The organism is Bradyrhizobium sp. 141, assembly GCF_023074055.1.
Taxonomy (GTDB): domain Bacteria; phylum Pseudomonadota; class Alphaproteobacteria; order Rhizobiales; family Xanthobacteraceae; genus Bradyrhizobium.
In genome coordinates this window covers 81,390-97,191 of record NZ_JADPKR010000005.1, presented here as the reverse complement: position 1 = coordinate 97,191, position 15,802 = coordinate 81,390, and the positions used below count along the sequence as shown (strand labels likewise).

12 protein-coding genes and 1 tRNA gene are annotated in these 15,802 nt (G+C 62.4%); 1 reads left to right on the top strand and 12 read right to left on the bottom strand.

The genetic code is table 11. The features are described from left to right. The first annotated feature begins 305 nt into the window (after nucleotides 1–305). A tRNA-Met gene (locus IVA81_RS02250) sits at nucleotides 306–382 on the top strand. Nucleotides 383–702: 320 nt separating this feature from the next. Here the strand turns inward: IVA81_RS02250 and IVA81_RS02245 are convergent. From IVA81_RS02245 to IVA81_RS02190, 12 genes are all read right to left on the bottom strand, one after another. Further along, on the bottom strand, nucleotides 703–924 hold the full coding sequence (locus IVA81_RS02245; RefSeq protein WP_247311598.1) for a hypothetical protein: 222 nt from the start codon (nucleotides 922–924) through the stop codon (nucleotides 703–705). Nucleotides 925–998: 74 nt separating this feature from the next. Then, nucleotides 999–6,806 (bottom strand): autotransporter domain-containing protein, encoded by a 5,808-nt coding sequence (locus IVA81_RS02240; RefSeq protein ID WP_256469288.1) that lies wholly within the window; start codon nucleotides 6,804–6,806, stop codon nucleotides 999–1,001. Further along, nucleotides 6,803–7,972 (bottom strand): D-alanyl-D-alanine-carboxypeptidase/endopeptidase AmpH, encoded by a 1,170-nt coding sequence (gene ampH / locus IVA81_RS02235; RefSeq protein WP_247311594.1) that lies wholly within the window; start codon nucleotides 7,970–7,972, stop codon nucleotides 6,803–6,805. Before ampH ends, IVA81_RS02240 begins: the two co-directional genes overlap by 4 nt. A gap of 254 nt (nucleotides 7,973–8,226) precedes the next feature. Continuing rightward, entirely contained in the window at nucleotides 8,227–9,177 is a 951-nt protein-coding gene (locus tag IVA81_RS02230; RefSeq protein WP_247311591.1) for a LytTR family transcriptional regulator DNA-binding domain-containing protein, read from the bottom strand. A gap of 490 nt (nucleotides 9,178–9,667) precedes the next feature. Next, complete coding sequence (locus IVA81_RS02225) at nucleotides 9,668–10,447, bottom strand: SDR family oxidoreductase (RefSeq protein WP_247311604.1); 780 nt, start codon at nucleotides 10,445–10,447, stop codon at nucleotides 9,668–9,670. A gap of 47 nt (nucleotides 10,448–10,494) precedes the next feature. After that, complete coding sequence (locus IVA81_RS02220) at nucleotides 10,495–11,355, bottom strand: VOC family protein (protein ID WP_247311589.1); 861 nt, start codon at nucleotides 11,353–11,355, stop codon at nucleotides 10,495–10,497. 18 nt (nucleotides 11,356–11,373) lie between these two features. Further along, nucleotides 11,374–12,252 carry a VOC family protein gene (locus IVA81_RS02215; RefSeq protein WP_247311586.1) on the bottom strand — a complete coding sequence of 293 codons (879 nt, stop codon included), beginning with the start codon at nucleotides 12,250–12,252 and terminating at the stop codon, nucleotides 11,374–11,376. Continuing rightward, nucleotides 12,249–12,932, bottom strand: coding sequence for a TetR/AcrR family transcriptional regulator (locus IVA81_RS02210; RefSeq protein WP_247311584.1), 684 nt, complete (start codon nucleotides 12,930–12,932; stop codon nucleotides 12,249–12,251). The genes IVA81_RS02215 and IVA81_RS02210 overlap by 4 nt, the downstream gene beginning before the upstream one ends. Nucleotide 12,933: 1 nt before the next feature. Then, nucleotides 12,934–13,248, bottom strand: a complete 315-nt coding sequence (locus tag IVA81_RS02205; RefSeq protein ID WP_247311582.1) for a non-heme iron oxygenase ferredoxin subunit — start codon at nucleotides 13,246–13,248, stop codon at nucleotides 12,934–12,936. Nucleotides 13,249–13,257: 9 nt separating this feature from the next. Further along, the gene (locus IVA81_RS02200; protein ID WP_247311580.1) at nucleotides 13,258–14,019 is read right to left on the bottom strand and encodes an SDR family oxidoreductase; all 762 of its coding nucleotides are present in this window, start codon (nucleotides 14,017–14,019) and stop codon (nucleotides 13,258–13,260) included. 13 nt (nucleotides 14,020–14,032) lie between these two features. Continuing rightward, nucleotides 14,033–14,518, bottom strand: coding sequence for an aromatic-ring-hydroxylating dioxygenase subunit beta (locus IVA81_RS02195; RefSeq protein WP_247311578.1), 486 nt, complete (start codon nucleotides 14,516–14,518; stop codon nucleotides 14,033–14,035). Between the two features lie 11 nt (nucleotides 14,519–14,529). Beyond that, nucleotides 14,530–15,801: an aromatic ring-hydroxylating dioxygenase subunit alpha gene (locus tag IVA81_RS02190; RefSeq protein ID WP_247311577.1), complete on the bottom strand. Its 1,272-nt coding sequence runs from the start codon at nucleotides 15,799–15,801 to the stop codon at nucleotides 14,530–14,532. Nucleotide 15,802 lies beyond the last annotated feature (1 nt).

The following is a 15,802-nucleotide window of genomic DNA, read 5'->3' as shown; positions in this document are numbered from 1 at the left end:
GATCCCGACACCGGCGGCAACACCCCGGTGATCCCGCCCCCCGGTAGCCCCGGCGGCGACCCGAATGTAAGGCCGAAATAGGGCCTTGTTCCGCCCCAGATCTCGTCATGGCCGGGCTTGTCCGGACAAGCCCGGCCATGACGAACTCTTTGAAAAAGAGGCCGTATTCACAAAGCGGCTTGTCCCGCCGTAGCCTTGGCGAAGGCGGAAAAAGGCGGACCACTTTGCTTGACTTCCCGCCGGCCCCTTCCTTATATGCCGCGCGTTCGCGAGATCGGCCGTATCAGGCGGTTCGCGGGCCCTGTGGCGGGGTAGCTCAGCTGGTTAGAGCACGGGAATCATAATCCTGGGGTCGGGGGTTCGAGTCCCTCTCCCGCTACCAAGGGCCACTCACGATGTTCTACGCCAAACTACGATTATCTGCGATGGGGCACGCCGGATGGGAGCGGTTAGCTCCTACGTCTTTGTGCTGCGCCAGAGAGTGGCCCGCTTTCGCTGCGAAAACTGCGCTTCGCTCGGAATGAATCTTCATGACGCTAGCTGGGCAACCTCCACTGGGTTGCTTGGGCTTTGCCTTTTGCGCTCATGAGCACGATTGACGTATCTAAGATACAGCATCCCTCGCTGCTGTCTTCGCTGTTGATTTCCCTGCAGGGCGATGGGCCAAGCACTACCAGCGAGAATGCAGGTCGAACCATTTCATCAAGATGACACCGATAGCTTCCCCGGCTTCAGGGGGCCTTCAGATCCGACCGGTGGACCTTGCCGGGGGAGGCCGGCCGTTTCATCGAGGTCTATGTCGTCCAGTTCGATCTTGGCTTTTTCGACGGCTTCAATGACGATTGAGCCGCGTCGGCGGTACGATGGCTGCGTTGCGCGGCTATCTGCATCCCATTCGAGGTGGTCCGTCCCGTAGGACAGCATCTGTTCCTCGTTCGTTGCTCGCGTTGGCGCCTTCCCGAAAGCTTGGCAGATCTCGATCGCGGCACGCCGAGCTTTCACCATTGATAGCGCACCACGCCCTTGCCGGAGTAGCTCTGCGTCACGTTTGAGAACTCACCTTCGAAGGTCGTCGCCCCGGACCAGCCGTTCATCCACTTCATCTCGGCGGACGCGGTGGTGAGCAGGACGTCAGGCGCCTGGGACGCGCCGTTGACGACGAAGCTGGCACCGGGCAGCGTCTGGAACGTCGCGGCAATGCTGCGATCGGAATTGAAGTCGTGCGCCCATGCGGCGCGCCCGCGCAGTGTGAGAATGGAATCGTCGAGCGCGAAAGATCTATCGGCGCGGGCACCAAGTTCGGCGCGAGCCGTGGTGGCACGCCTGGCGTCGTACGTCAGGGCAAATGTATTCGATCCCGAGATCGCCTGCTCGGCATAGGACGGCAATGCGACCTGGACGATCTGGCTCGCAGCATAGGGCGTAATTCCCGTCGTCGGCGTGGCGATGCGGTAGCCACCCTCGACGCGTCCGGAGAAGGTATTGGCGTTGAAGTTCGCGCGCAGATGATCGGTACCTGCGAGGGTGAGTGTGCGGTCGCTGGTGACGTCTTGCCAGCCATAGGCCAACGCACCGGACAGATAGGCCGCCCCAATCGAATGACGAAGAAACATGCCAGTCTGGAACAGGTCCGAGCGTCCGCTGCCGAGCGCGTCCGCCACCTCGAAGCTGGTGCCGCCGCCTGCCATCGCGAAACCGACCAGTGTGTCAGGTGAGACATGATAGTCGGCGCCAACGACCGCACCATAGATGCTGCTAGTTGCCGTGCCCGACCCCACCGCGGCATTGCCGCTGGTGGTCTGCGTGCCGCCAAACCCCGATGCCCAAACGCTCCAGCGTTGATCAAATGACACCGGCGCGGACTTGCGATCCATCGCTGCAAAGGCATCGCGTGCTATAGCAGGCTGGTTCGTGGTCGACGCATAGGCATTGACATTACCGACGGGCGGTTGCGGCGTCCCACTGCCGCGACCGATGAGGAATGGATCGCTCATCATGCCGAGGAAAAGATTGGCGGCCTTGACCGACGTCTGCTGTGCACCAGTCGCGAGTTCACCGGAAACCTGCGTCAACCCGGCTGGGCTCAAGCCTACAAAAGCCTGCGGAATGCCGCCATCGCTGTTGAAGGCGTTGACCAGCGCATTCGAAACATTTCGCTGATTGACGTTGACCCCGCTGGGGGTCGTCATCGCGAGTTGAAGATAGACATTGTTGGCATCGTAGCTCAGGCGCGACGTGAAATTGGCCGGCAGGCCTGCGACCACTGAATGGCCAAACGTGTTGCCGCCAAGCCCGCCATCCGCCGTAAGAATCGTATAGCGCTGCTTGACATAGGAACCTGCGAGGAAGGTCGCATTGACTGCGGAACCTCCCAGGTCAGCGGTGCCCGTAACACGCACCAGATCGTTGGCCTGCGAGACCTGCATCATGTAGGTCGATGCCACTGTCATGGTCAGGCTGCCTTGCACCGTCAGCCGCCCGACCGGATCACCCGGAGCAAGTACGCCGCCGTTGATCGCCGTCGAACCAACCGCGCCGGTGCCGGTGAGCCACGCGCCGGCGCTGACCGTGGTGAGCGATGACGAAGCCAGCGAGCCGTTCACCGTCAACGTGCCGTTGGTCACGTTGGTCGCACCTGATAAACTGTTGTTGCCGGCCAGCACCAATGTGCCGCCACCGTCCTTGACCAGCGTGCCCGATCCGGTGATTGCGTTTGTCACCGTCAGCTTGTTACCCGACCAGACATCGATCGTTCCCGAACCGCTGACATCGATCCAACGGCCAGTGGTGATATTGCCGAAAGCCGTCAGCGCGCCGCCAAAGAAGTTGATTGCACCGCCAGCGTTGCCAAGATTGGCATCGGATGTGATCGCCAGCGTGCCATTCAGGATCGTTGTGCCGCCGCCGTAGGTGCTATTGCCGCTAAGCAGCAACGTGCCCGCGCCATCCTTGGTCAGGGAGCCTGTTCCGGAAATCGTTCCGGCGAAGAACGAGTCGATCGCCTGATCGACGGTGAGCTGCGCGGAGCCAAGGGCGATGGCGCCACCGATACCCCAGAGCGAGCGCATCGTCAGGTTGATGCTATTGAGATGCAGTGTGCCACCGGTGATTACGTAATCGGTGTTAAAAGGCAGAGCTCCCGTCGCATCGCTGCGCAGCGTGCCCGCCATCAGCAGCGTTCCACCAAGCCAACTATTGTTGCCCGACAGGGCGAGGGTGCCCTCTCCGGTTTTGATCAAGGCGCCCGCGCCGGTGATGTCGCCCGATGCATTGAAAGTCGTGCCGGCCGCTGTATCGAAGGTCGCGCTGTCGAGAAGGTTGATGGTACGTGCAGAACTCATGGTCTGGGTGGTGCGCAACGTACCGATGCTGGTATCGAAAGTCAGCGCGCCGCTAGCGCTACCGAGATTGGTATCGGACGATATCTGCAGCGCGCCGCCACTGATGATGGTGTCGCCGGAATAGGTGTTAGCGCCCGACAGGATCAGTGTGCCATCGCCGGATTTGCGCAAACCATCCGTACCTTCGATCGTGGCGCTGATCGTGGCCGTGATATTCGGCAGAACTCGCAGCTCCGGCACCGCAATCGTGAAGTCCGGGCTGTCATAGCGATGCAGCAGCAGTGATCCGCCGGCGCCCGCAGCCAGTGTGTAATTCCCGTTGGTGAATTCGAGGCCGACCGACGATTGCTGACCTTCGATGGTCACCGTGCCGCCGGGGCCACCGAACGTGCCGTAACCCGAACCCCAGGTGGTCGGAACGAAGCCGCCGATCGGATCGAGCCAGTTCGCGTTGGCGCTATTCCAGGTACCGCTGCCCTTGCCGGTGCCGTCGGTGCCACCGCCCCAAGTCTGGAAGATGCTGATGCCATTTGGAATCGCAACGAGATTTATCGAGTGCGGCGTCAACGTGTCGATCGTGTAAACATAGGCCAGCGGGCTCGTTGATGGTGTCGTGCCAAGCGACAGATCGTCGTTGGTCAGCGCGCCGCTGTAGGTCATCAGGCTGTAGGTGCCGAATAGCATCGTGCCGTTGTTGGCGATATTAAGCTTCGCGCCGTTCAAAGTGAGATCGCCGCCGACCTTGATCGCCGATGCCGCGAACGTGTAGTCGAAAGCTGACGCTGCATTCAGCGCCATGTCGGCGCCAACCTTGAGAGCGCCCTTGTCCGATACGACGGTGCCGCCGCCATTGACGATCAAATTGCCACTCACGATCAATGGCAGTGCGCCATTGGGCGCGAGCGTGCCACCATTATTGACTTTCGTCGTGCCAACAGCTCCGTAACCTTCCACTCGTCCGCCATTGTTGACGTCGAGTGTGCCACCAAGCGAACCGCTATTGGCCATTTTCAATGTGCTGCCCGAGACAATGGTCGAACCGTTGAAGCCGGAGCTATTGCCGGTCAGAATGGTCGTTCCGGCCAGAAAGTTGATCGCACCGGCGCCGGACATGGCTGCGCTGAAAGCGTAGTCCGTCGCGGTGTGGTTGAAGTTGAGTCTGCCACCCTCGCTGAACAGAATGGAATTGGTAGACAGTGTGCCCGGCGCGGTTGCGGCATCGCCCACACCCGCACCAATATTCAGGTTCGATCCTGTCCCCTGAATCTGTGTCGGATCGCCACCGGTGTGGACCATCGCGCCACCGGCGATGGTTAATCTCGTGCTGGGAAGATTGGCATCTGAGTAAAGGACAAGGGACGGCGTGTCGCCGTAGCTTGATGTGTTCAGGACCGAATGGTTTCCAGTCACCAATGCGTCGGCATTGGCGAACGATGTCGCGCCGCTATCGATCTTGCCGCTGGCGGAGATGGTCAGGCCTCCTCCGCCCGGTCCACCTACACTCAGCGTGTTGTCCGGCGAATTCTCCGGAATGAGATGCGTGTTCCAGTATGACCCGGCGCCAGTCACAGTGACCGAGCCGCTGGCCCCGGATTGCGCACCTCCGATACCCACCAGGCCGTAAGAGTCGAGCCGGCCGCCATTGGAGATGGTCAGGCTGCCCGTTCCCTTGTTGCCGATCATCAGCGCGGAGTAGTTGCTCCATGACGAGCCAGGATCGGTGACGACGACGCTGCCGTGAGAGCCCGGCGCGTTGCCGATCATCGAGCCGAAGGCGGGAACGAAATCGACCATGCCGGCGAAGGTGCCGCCATTCGAGATAGTCAGCGAGCCGGTGCCCTGATCGCCGATCTTGAGCGGCTCCGAATTGTACCAACGAGCGCCATCGATGATGACCGCGCCATTCGATCCCGTGGCGCCACCAATCACGGCGTCGGTGCTCTTCAGCACGGTACTGCTGTCCGTCAGCGCCAGTGTGCCGCCCTCAACTCGCACACTGTCGAGCGTGGTCGCGTTGCTCCCTGTGATCGTCCATGTGCTCGTTCCTGTTTTTTCGAACTGGTTGAAGCCCTGATACTGGGCACCGAGCGACGACAGATCGAAGCTGTCATTCAGGCTGCCACCAAGAGCCAGCGTATTGGACCCGCCGTTGGCGAGCACATTGCCCGCGATGTTCGAGCCGCCTTGCATCTCGAGTCGGTTGCCGTTGCCGGTGAAGATGATCGCCGCTGCGGTCGATCCGCCGGGACTGCTGCCTCCCATAATGGTGCCCGCGTTGATGATGTTCGCGCCCGGCGCGAGGCTCAGAATGCCAACGCCACCGTTGCCGGCTTTACCCGCTGTACCTGAAGGCGTACCGGACGAAGCGGCGCCGCCATTGCCTCCCGTTCCGCCAGTAATGATACCCGTGGCGGTGTTGATGATCGTACCGCCACCGACCAAAGCGATGCCGGCGCCGCCATCACCGCCGTTTCCGCCGTTGCCACCTTGCGCCCAGGCATTACCGGCAGCACCCGCGTTGCCGCCATTGCCGCCATTGCCCCCGCGAACGGTGCTGTCTGTGGTGACGACACCGCCATTGGTCACGATGCCAACGCCGCCGGCGCCACCGGCTCCGCCATTTCCGCCGAAGGCGCCTTCACTGCTGAAGACGCCTCCGGTCCCACCACTTCCGCCATGACCGCCGTTTCCACCGTTGCCGCCTGCGATCACGGCACTCGCGGCAACCGATACGGCTCCACCAGCAGAGAGGAAAATCCCGGCCCCTGCGGAACCGCCATCGCCGCCGCTGCCACCCATTCCGTCCCATCGGGGAATGGCTGGAAGCTTGGAAGCACCAACGCCGACGCCCGATCCACCGTAACTGCCGTTGCCGCCGTCGCCGCCATTTCCGCCGGTGACGAAGCTGGAAGCGGCCGCCGAAACACTGCCGCCATCGTGACCGCCGCCCGCATAAGGCACGACCGGAATGCCGTTGGCGCCGTTTTCTCCAACATCTCCCGGGCAACCATCGATGCTGAATGCACCCAAACAGGTCGAACGATTCCCGGGCAGGCCACCGGCGCCGCCTCCCTCCGCATGTGGGCCGCTACCGCCATCGCCGCCCGAACCATTCTGCCCATCGGTGCGGTTTTTTCCGCCGCCGCCTCCACCGCCACCGCCGCTCCAATAGCCATCGGTGGAACCTGCGCCGCCCGCGGTGGGGCTGCTGTATCCGTGTGCTCCACCATTGCCGCCTTTGCCGGACGCCAGTGATGCTCCGGCCGTCTGCGCCAGTGCAGATCCACCTGCAGATGTCGCAACAGCAAAGGCCATGGAGCCGGTCAGCGCCAGCAACACCCGCGCCATCGCGGTGGATGATCTGAAGGCAATCGAGGAAGAAATGGGCGCGCGATGCGAGATGTGTCTTTCATCACGATGCGGATTGCGCTGCATATCTCCCGTCATCATGCGTGCGCGCGTCATGACGGTCCTGCTGGCGCGAGTTCAGCAGCGAGTTCGCGAACCGCCGTGCGCAAGCCCTCGAACATCGCGAAGTTGACGCGGCTGGCCACCACGAAGATGCCCAGCTTGCGATTGGGCGAGAGCACCACATAGGTCATGAAGCCACCAATGCCGCCGCTCTTGCCGAGCAGTAGAGGCACGCCATCCTTCGGCGGCGATATGATCCAACCGAGACCCATGCCGATCGAGCCTGTCACTTCCGCGCCGACCACACGCTGCAGTCCGTCATGCGGCCGCCACAACGCATGCACCAGCGAGAGCGCTGTTGCCGACTTGTCGTCACCATTCAGATGCCAGCGCATCCAGCGCACCACATCGTTCGCCGTCGAATAGACGCCGGCGCTCGCAAGCATGATATCGGGCACTTCCCAATTGGGATCAGGCTGGTTGAACGGGTCCAACCCCACCATGAGGCGCATCTTCTGCTCGTCGGAAAGGCGGGTGGTGGTGTCGGTGAGCGCAAGCGGCGCGATGAGCTGTTCCTGCAGGAGGTCACGATACGGCTTGCCTGCCGCCTTACTCAGCGCCTCGCCGAGCAGACCGTAACCGTAGTTCGAATACATCGCCGTGGTGCCGGGCGCGTAGGCCGGAGGATGTTCAGAGATCCATTTCCAGTAATAGTCTGCCCTGAAGGCGAGAAACGGATTGCCGTCACCCCCCTTGACCGAGGGATTGCGCACCTCGCGCGGCAGGCCCGCGGCATGGCTGGCGAGGTCGAGCAGGCTGAACGGCTGATTGCCGAACGAGCGCACTGTCACGCCCGCCGGCGCATAGCGCGACAGCGGATCGGTGAGGCCGACGCGTCCTTCCGCGGCGAGCGTCGCCAGCAGGTCGGTGGCGAACACCTTGGAAATCGATCCCAGGCGGATGATCGACCGCCCGTCAGGCTCGACCTTGCTGCCAGGAGCGGTTTCGCCGTAGCCCTGAACGACGCTGTCGTCGCCGTGCACGACGGCGAGGATCAGTCCGGGGGCGCTGGAATTGAGGAACATGGCGGTGCCCGTCATCGTCACCGCATCCTGCAGGGCGAGGTCTTCCGCCGGCGCTCGCGCGGGCCCATAGATCAACATTGCGAGCATGGCGACGCCCATGCCCGCTCGTCCGCGCACCCGCATCAACAACCCCATGTCCAACATCGCATCGCCGTGCCGATGACGGTGCGCTCTCTCCTACAGGCGACCATCTGTCGCACCGAACCGGTGGGCAAGGGCAGATCGCCGAACCGACATGCATTTCCGACCAACGTCACGGCACGGCGGCGCGCGGGCCAATCGTAAGATGTTGTTAACTTTCGGGTATCGCCCGGGACGGGACGCATCCCGTGCACCGATCCCGTGCAGCGGAGCGAAGCTGGCTTCAGCGGCACCGCAGGGATGCGGAGTCAGATGCCGAGGCGCATGCGCAGTTCCGCTCGGCCGGCGCGTGACACCGGCCAGTTCTCGGGCCGGTGCTGCAGCCGCAACTGCCACGCCCCTGTGGCGCGGCGATCGATGTCGCGCACGTGTTTCAGGTTGATGATGGCGGTGCGATGGATACGGAGGAACAGCGCTCGAGGCGTCATCGCCGTCCATTGCACCAGCGGCCGCTGGTCCAACACCTTCGAGCCGTCGGCGAGCCAGACCTCGCTGTAGTCGCCCGACGAGCGCAGGCCGATGATCTGGTCTATCGGCGTTCCCAGCACGCCGCCCTGCTTGCGCAGGTAGACCAGCTTGGCGAACCGGCCCTGTCGGTCGAGGCGCGTGTCGGCGCGCTGGCCATAGCGCGCGGCCGCGATCAGGTCGGCGCAGTGGAATAGGCCCTTCATCTCCGCCTTGGACCAGCGATGCGTCGTCCGCACGGCATCGAGCCCGATGCAGGCGCGCAGCTGCCCTGCATGGAACACAGGCACGCAGAGCACGCTCTTGTCGTCCTGCCGGAGCATCTCGGCGCGCAGGGCCTGCGCCGTTCGCGGCAGGGCCTCGACGCAATTGATCATCACCGCCTTGCCCGCCACCAGAAACCGCTGCAGCCATCCGATCATCGCGACCGGCGCATCCTGCAGATCCTCGACGAAGCAGGGTATCTCGGGTCTGCTCCACTCATGGGTGTTGCGGAAGCGCAGGAGTGCCTCGTCGTATTCGAACATCCATGCGCGATCGGCGGCCGCCGCCTCGCCGACCAGCTTCATGATGGCGGAGATCGCCGCCTCCATGGGCTGCTCCAGCAGCAGCAGTGCACTGTGGTAGGCCCAGTCGAGTGTTGGCGCGGCCTCACACGTAGCGCGCGTGAGCACTTCGCTGGGTGGATGCGGATCGGAGAAAGATGTCGGGCTGTGGTTCTTGACGGGGGGCATCAACCAGGCGGGGAATCGTCGAACAATTGAGCTAGATAGGTGCAGGATCGAACAGCGCTCAGAATCATACGCGCCGCACCACAGGTCAAGCCTCGGCGCGACGACCTCCGTCAGTTGTGCTCAGCCCCGCGCTGCCGAACGTATCGGTCGGCCTCGTCGCCTCGGGGTAGGCTTCGACCGGGTCGCTGACGCTGCCCGCCGATAAGAAAACAGGGCTTCCGAAATAGTGGGTTTCGCGATGTAGCGGACCCCCGCTACCAAGCGTGAGCCACTATCCTCAAAAGTGGGTCTCGGGCTGTAGCGGTCTCCCGCTACCAAATCCAGCGTAAACCGAGACTATGCAGATCGCCATTCTCGGTCTCCAGCAACTTCACGGTTACGCCCTGTATTGCGCAAGGCCGAGCGCCGTCTGTCCCACCGGACCGCCGCCAACGATCAATACGTCGGTCATGCTGTCCCCATCATAGACGCCGCACGTCCGCACTTTGACCTAGAACGTGCCGGGGTAAGCTCCGCCGTCGATGAGGATATTTTGCCCTGTGATGTAGCCGGCCTGCGCCGAGCACAGAAAGGCGCAGGTTGCCCCGAACTCGTCGGGGTGACCGAACCGCTTAGTGGGATTGGCGGCCCTGACGTCCTCGGTGACTTCCGCGACGCCTCGCGACGAGTTTTTCGCGAGTGCGGCCAGGTTTGATTTCAGCCGGTCGGTATCGAAAGTGCCGGGCAGCAGATTGTTGATGGTCACATTGTGCTCGGCCACAGAGCGGGCCAGTCCGGCGACGAAGCCGGTGAGTCCGGTACGCGCGCCGTTGGACAATGCGAGCATAGCGACGGGCGCCTTCACGGCGTGCGACGTCACGTTGACGATGCGGCCGAACTTGCGCTCGATCATGCCATCCAGCGTCGCCTTGATCAGGGCGATCGGCGCCAGCATGTTGCCGTCGAGCGCCTTGATCCAGTCGTCGCGCTCGAACTTGCGGAAGTCGCCAGGAGGAGGGCCGCCGGCATTGTTGACCAGGATGTCCGGCGACGGGCACGCCGACAATAGCGCGTCCCTTCCGTCCTTCGTCGTCACGTCGGCGACGACCGGGATCGGCCGGTTTCCCGTGAGCTTGCCGATTTCGTCGGCAGTCGCTTCCAGCAGCTCGCGTCGCCGGGCAGCAATGAAAAGCTCAACCCCTTCCCGGGCCAGTGCGACGGCACTTGCCCGACCAAGCCCCTGGCTCGCCGCGCATACGATAGCCTTCCGGCCCTTTAACCCCAGATCCATGTTTCCTCGCGCGATTGCTTCGCACTGTTCGTAGCGCCGTGTTGTTTTTACTTGTTTGGCAGCGTCATCCCGGCGGGCTTTGCGCCCCACATGCAGAAGCTGGTCGGCTCAAAGCCGAATTGCCGCGGCCGGTGCGTTGCTTCATCTTCGATTTCGTCGACGCCGACGGAGTATTCGAAGATCATACCGTCCGGTCCCTTGAAATAGAGGAACCGCGCGCCGGAGGTCGGATGCCGGCCGGGTCCGAACACGATGGCCACGCGCTTCTCATTGAGGAAGTAGTAGGAGCGCAACACGTCGTCGCTGCTCTCCACTTGATGGTTGATGTGCTGGATTCCGGCGCTCGGCGCCCGGACCAGCGCGATGGTGTGATGGATGGCGTTGACGCGCATCAGGGGGATATCGCCGATGCGGTCGCTGACACGGGCGTTGCAGACCTGCGTCCAGAACCGCTCGTCGCGCGCCGGATCGGTGGAGTTCAGCCCGATATGACTGAAGCCGGTGATTCCTGCGTCGCGGCCGGCAAAATAGCGCCGTCCGCTGCGCTCCGGGCGCGCCACGAGCTCGATGTGATTTCCAGTCGGGTCACGAAAGCCGATGAAGGCTTTCACCTTGCGCTGCTCGGCTTCTTCGGAGGTCCCGGCATGAACGGCGTGACCGAGCGATTCGAGCGTGGAGGCGGCATCCTGCAGGCTCGCTTCATCTTCGACCTCGAAGCCGACAGTCTGGCTTCGCGCATCACCTTCCGAATAACATAAGGTGTGCGCCCGGTCGTCAGAGCGCAAATACAGTTCCTTCTTGCCCCGTTCCGCGATCTGCAAGCCAAGGCAGGTGGTCGCGAAAGTCTCGGCGGATTCAAGGTCAGGCGAGCCAAGACGGACGTAGCTGACATCCTTGAGCTGGATCATGCTGCTTCTCTCTGCTGTCTATACGGACGCGCTCAGTTCCGGCACGTCCTTGCTTTCGCTGCCCCAGGCACACAGTGACGTTGTCGCCAGCGGGAATTGTCGTGCCAGCCGTGGCTTCTCGCCGTATTCCGTCATGCCGTTGACGTAGGAAAAGATCAGGCCATCCGGTCCTGCGACGTGAAGAAAGATCTGCTGCGAAGCGGCCTGGCGGCCGGGGCCCTGCACGATCTTGATCTGATTTTCCTGCATGAAGTAGCTGTTCTGCATGATCTGATCGATCTCTTCCACTTCGAACGCAGAATAGAGAAGCCCGCTGCGCTTCGAAGGATACAGCGCGATGCGGTGATGCATGCCGTCTGTCCGCAGATATGCGATGTCGCCGACCCAGTCGCTGATCTCGGCCCCGATCGCCTTCCAGAATGCGAGGTCGCGGACGGGATCCGTCGTGCGAAGTCCGACGCTATGAAACTGCACGATCCCGGCGTCGCGCGTCGGAAAATAGCGCCGGCCACTGCGGGAGGGGCGCACGACGAGATCGATCCGGTTCTTCGATTCGTCCTCGGTTAGCAGTGCGGATTGGACATAACGTCGCTGGCATTCGGCCAGCTCGGCGCGCTTCACCGCAAACCCGAGATCGGTGAGACGTCCGCCAATGGTATCCAGCGCCTTGTCGTCCCACACCTCGATCCCGACGCTGGCGGCCTCGCTCGAATTGCTTGCGAGGCTTACCGTGCGATAGCGGTCGTCCGACCGGAAAGCGATCTCGCCATCCTGAGCCACGACGCGCTGCAGGCCGAAGATGTCTGCGACGAAGCGGGCGCTGGCGTGCAATTCACTGACCGCGAGGCGGACGTAACAGACAGAAGTGATGAGGGGAGTGGCGTGGCCGTTATTCATCTCGTCCGCGCTTTCGCAGGTTGCGATTCAAGGAAAATCTTGATCATGCGCCGCCACACCGAAAATAGCTGGTCGAACCACTTTGGGTCGTTGTCCCAGAGCGTGCGCAGCGCCATGCCACGAACGAGGCTGAGTGTCAGGGCCACGATGTCCGCCGCCAGCGAGGCAGGAACCCCGCTGGCTGTGAGGGCCTCCGTCCAGGCCGTTTCGACAGGGCGGCGGGCTTTCCGGGATATCTCCAGGATCTGCTTGCGAACGGCCTCGTCTGTGGAGGTAGACAAAACAATGTCGATGGCCACCATAAAGTGTTCGCTGAAGAAGAACTCGCGCGCGTCTTCGATCACGGCTTCGATCAGATCTCGCGGGCGGTTGACGGCCGCTGCGCGCCGGCGGCTCATGATCTGCGCCTGTTCGAACACATATTCGAGCGTGGCGACGACGAGCGAGTCCTTGGTCGGGAAATGATGCAGCTGCGCCCCGCGCGACATGCCCGCTTCCTCGGCAACGTCCGCGGTCCGGAACCTGGCATATCCCCGCTTTCGAATGAGATTGGCGGCCGCCTTTAGGATCTGCGTGCGCGTGGCTTCGGTGCGTTCGGCCTGCGTTCGTCGCCGCGTGCCGCCGAGCGACCGGCGAGCGGATTTTCGCGGCGAAGTGAGACGGTCGGGGCGTGTTACCATATCAAACCTCGATCTGGATCTTTCCGTCGACGATTGTCACCGGATAGGTCTTCAGCGGAATCTCACAAGGCATACCGGTCGGCTCGCCGGTGGTCACGTCGAAGGTCCCGAAATGGAATGTGCACTCCACGGTTTTTCCGTTCAGGAGCCCTTCGAGGGACAGTGAGGCTTCGCCATGCGTGCACATGTCCGCCGTCGCATAGATAGCTCCCTCGACACGATAGAGGGCAACGTTCGAGCCGTCGGGCAGTGGCGCTTGCTTGATTTCGCCTTCGGCGACATCGTCAGCGGCGCACAGAATGACTGTCTGACCCATTGCATGAACCTAGAGCATCGTGCTGCCGCCGTTGACGCTGATGACCTGACCGGTCACGAACGAAGCCTCGGCGGAGGCAAGATAGGAAACCATGGAAGCGACTTCCTCCATCTCCGCCGGGCGGCCCATGGGAATGACGCTGACGAATTTTGCGGCGAGCTTCGGGTCGCTCTTGGTGATCGCGACCATCTGAGGTGTGTTGACGGCGCAGGGCGCCACAGTGTTGATAGTGATGCCGTCTTTGGCAAACTCGCGTGCCATGCCGGTGGTGAGCCCGTGCACGCCGCCCTTGGCCGCGTTGTAAGCTGCATGATCCCAGAGGCCGTTGCGTACGGAATCTGCGCCGAGATTGACGATGCGCCCGTAGCGCCGGGCTCGCATTTTCGGAACGGCGTACCAGGAGCACCACAGCACGGTCCACAGATTGCGGTCGATCGTGGTCTTGAGTGTCTCGGGGGTCTGCTCGGCAAAGGGCTTGATGATGCCGCCGCCTGCGTTGTTGACGAGGATATCGAGCCGCCCGAAGGCCTCGCTGGCGAGGTTGATGGTCTTTTCAGCCGTGCCTTGCTCGGACAGATCACCGGCGCAGCTCGCGACCTCGGCGCCGTATTCCACCCTCAGATGGCTCGATGCCTGCCTCAAGCCGCCTTCATCCAGATCGGCGATAACGAGTTTGGCCCCGTCGCGGGCGAGCCGTTCGGCGATTGCCAGGCCGATGCCTTTGGCCGCGCCCGTCACGATGGCGACATTGTTGTGAAGCTTCTTGTCCATTGATCCGAATTCGCTAGAGAATGATGCTGACGCGGCCTTGCGTGCGAAGGCCGTCGCTGTCGAGAAGGCAGCGCTTTTCCTTGATCCTCAGACGGCCGTTCTCGACGACGATCCGGTAACGGTTGCTGCCGAAATAAGTGTCGGTGATGCCGTCCTTGGTGCGGTAGGTGATGAAGGAGGAGCCGACCTCAAGCTCGGCCTCGCTGCGATTGCGAATGCGGACGTTGCTCACCAGGTGCCGGGTGCGGGAGTGCGGGAATTCGGCGTGCGCCGTTCGCTTCATCAGCCGCTTGACACGTTCTGAGAGGCGAAAGCGGTCATCTGCCACGTAGAAGAGAGTCTTGTCGGGCGACGAGTCCGGCGCAACATCGGTCGACGGGACGTAGTAGATCGCGTCTTCGGTGAAAAGTTCGAGCCACTCGGGCAGTCGCCACTCATCGAGCAGGTCTGCTTCGGCGAACAGGAAGTCCTCGATGTCGGCACGGGAAATGTTCTGCATATCCTGCCCCCTCAGATTGACGTCTGGAAGACGTGCCTGTTCCAGTTCGACCAGAACGCGCGCATCTGCAGCTCGTCGTCGTAGGCCGGAACGGGCTTGCCCATGCCCTTGGAGATGTCGTTCCACTGGGCTTCTGCCGAGTTGCGGAAGCCGCGCTGGCACTGCTCAAGCGCTTCGACGTCATCTGGCGTGGCGAAGCCGCCGGGGCCCAGGAATTCAAGGAAATTGTAGAGACGATATTTGCGGGCCCAGTCGGTCTCTTCCTTCGGTGCCAGCGCCCACGCGCTGATGTTCATGAAGTCGGGCGCGACGGGGTAGTAGGTTCGCACGGTCACGGCCATGATGTCGTTCACGACGAGATTGGGAAAGACGAACAGGTTGCGGTTGAACAGTGCGATGCGCTTGGCCCGCTCTTCGCCATGCCGCTTGACGAGGTCCTGATAGAGACGGTCGATTTCCTTCTTGCCGTCTTCGCCCCACATCGGGATCCATTGCGCCACCGGGCGTCCCCATGGCGCCTTGTACTCCAGCACGGCATGGCCGTTGCCGAGATCGCGTGCTGCTCCCTCGAGCGGGACGGGCGCGAGGCCGCCGTTGGTGGCTTTCAGATAATCGAAGTAGGTCGCGTGCGTCGTCAGTGCGTGGTAGCCGTCGATTGAATTCTCGGTCAGCAGCTTCCAGTTGGCGCGCATGGAATATTCCTGCGTGCCGCCGACGATGGTCATGCCGGCCTCGGCCTGATCGGCGATGACGTCGAGATATTCCTTCACGGCGCCGAGATAGTTGTCCAGGCTCTCGGCATTTTTGTCGAAGCAGACGAAGTTGAAGTCGCGATAACCTTCGAACCGCGCCACCTGTTGCAGGTTCGAGGTGCTGCGCTCCTTGAAATCAGGTGCGTAGGATGCCTCGCCCGGCTGGCTCCGCAGAGCTCCATCGAGACCGAATACCCAACCATGGTAAAAGCACTGGAATGATTTTGCGTTGCCGTGCTTCTCCCGGCACACCTGCGCGCCGCGATGCGGGCAGGTATTCAACATGGCGCGCAGCGCACCTTTGGCATCCCGCGCAAACAGGATGTTGCGGCCGCCGACCTGGCGCGTGACGAAGTCGCCCGGCTTGGGAACCTCCGAGCTGTGGCCGAGATAGAGCCAGCACTTGTCGAAGATCCGGCTTCGCTCGGCCGCTAGGATGTCGGGATCGACGAAAGCCTGGCGCGAAACCTTGAAAATCTGTTTGGCCTCGTCGACCATGAGCGCCGTGTTCATCCGCTCGAACGCATTCATT